At 69.0% G+C, this 1,306-nt stretch carries 2 protein-coding genes; both read right to left on the reverse strand.

From position 1 onward, the window contains the following. Window positions 1–475: PTS transporter subunit EIIC (locus tag IE312_RS40625; protein WP_229899998.1), on the reverse strand; the 475-nt coding region annotated here is incomplete at its 3' end. Window positions 476–631: 156 nt separating this feature from the next. Next, the coding region (locus IE312_RS40630; protein ID WP_229900000.1) for a PTS transporter subunit EIIC at window positions 632–1,306 on the reverse strand (675 nt) is incomplete at its 5' end.

A 1,306-nucleotide genomic window follows, 5' to 3' on the forward strand; every position in this document is an offset into this window, starting at 1 on the left:
GCTGGTACAGCAGGGCCACCACGATGCCCATCACCACACCGCCGAGGACCTTGGCGTCGACCGGTGCGTCCTGCATGACGATCTTGCCGTCGATGACCTTCGCGACCTTCGGCAGGTTCTTGTCGGTGAAGGTGCCGAGCACGTTCTTGAAGACGAGGTAGCCGGTGACCGCCGCGAGGGCCGTGGAGCCGTCCGACTTCTTCGCGAAGCCGATCGCGATGCCCACGGCGAACAGCAGCGCCATGTTGTCGAGGATCGCGTTGCCGCCGGCCGCCATGAAGGAGGCGATCTTCGTCAGGAACGTGGGGAAGGAGGGGCGGCCCAGCATGTCGCCGTTGCCGAGGCGCACCAGCAGGGCGGCGGCCGGCAGGACGGCCACGGGCAGCATCAGGCTGCGGCCGATGCGCTGCAGCACCGCCATGGCGCCGGCGCCCTTCTTCTTCTCGGCCGCGGGAGCGGCGCTGGCCGTGGTCACAACTTCCTCCATAGGCAAGGCGCCGCCCGGGAACCAAGGAAGGGGACGGCAGCGTCTCTGGTCTACACCACTTGTGGTGTAGACCTGTTGTAGCACGATGAAGGCGGCGTAAGGAACCCGCGAATCCGCTACCGCGGCGCTACGCGCTGTGCGCCCTCAGACCTTGGTCACGTCCTCGACCTCGTCCGCCGGCTCCCGCCCCGGCGTCCGCAGGCCGAACCTCGTGATCGCGAAGCGGAACACCGCGTAGTACACGGCCGCGAAGCACAGGCCGATGGGCACGATCGCCCAGGGTCTCGTCGCCAGCTTCCAGTTGATCACGTAGTCGATCAGCCCCGCCGAGAAGCTGAACCCGTCGTGCACGCCCAGCGCCCAGGTCACCGCCATCGAGGCCCCGGTGAGCAGCGCGTGGACGGCGTACAGCGCGGGCGCGATGAACAGGAACGAGTACTCCAGCGGCTCCGTGATGCCGGTGACGAACGACGTCAGCGCCACCGACAGCATCAGCCCGCCGACCTCCTTGCGCCGCTCCGGCCGCGCGCAGTGCGTGATGGCCAGCGCGGCCGCCGGCAGCGCGAACATCATGATCGGGAAGAAGCCCGAGGTGAACTGCCCGGCGTCCGGGTCGCCCTGGAGGAACATGTTGATGTCGCCGTGCACCACCGTGCCGTCCGGCTTGGTCCAGCTGCCGAACTGGAACCAGACGGGCACGTTCAGGAACTGGTGCAGGCCCACCACCAGCAGCGCCCGGTTCGCGATCCCGAACAGGCCCGCACCCCAGGCGCCCGCGTCCCGCAGCCACCCGCCGAAGCCCTCCAGGGCGGCCCCGAC

This window comes from Streptomyces capoamus, from assembly GCF_014654935.1.
Classification (GTDB): domain Bacteria; phylum Actinomycetota; class Actinomycetes; order Streptomycetales; family Streptomycetaceae; genus Streptomyces; species Streptomyces capoamus.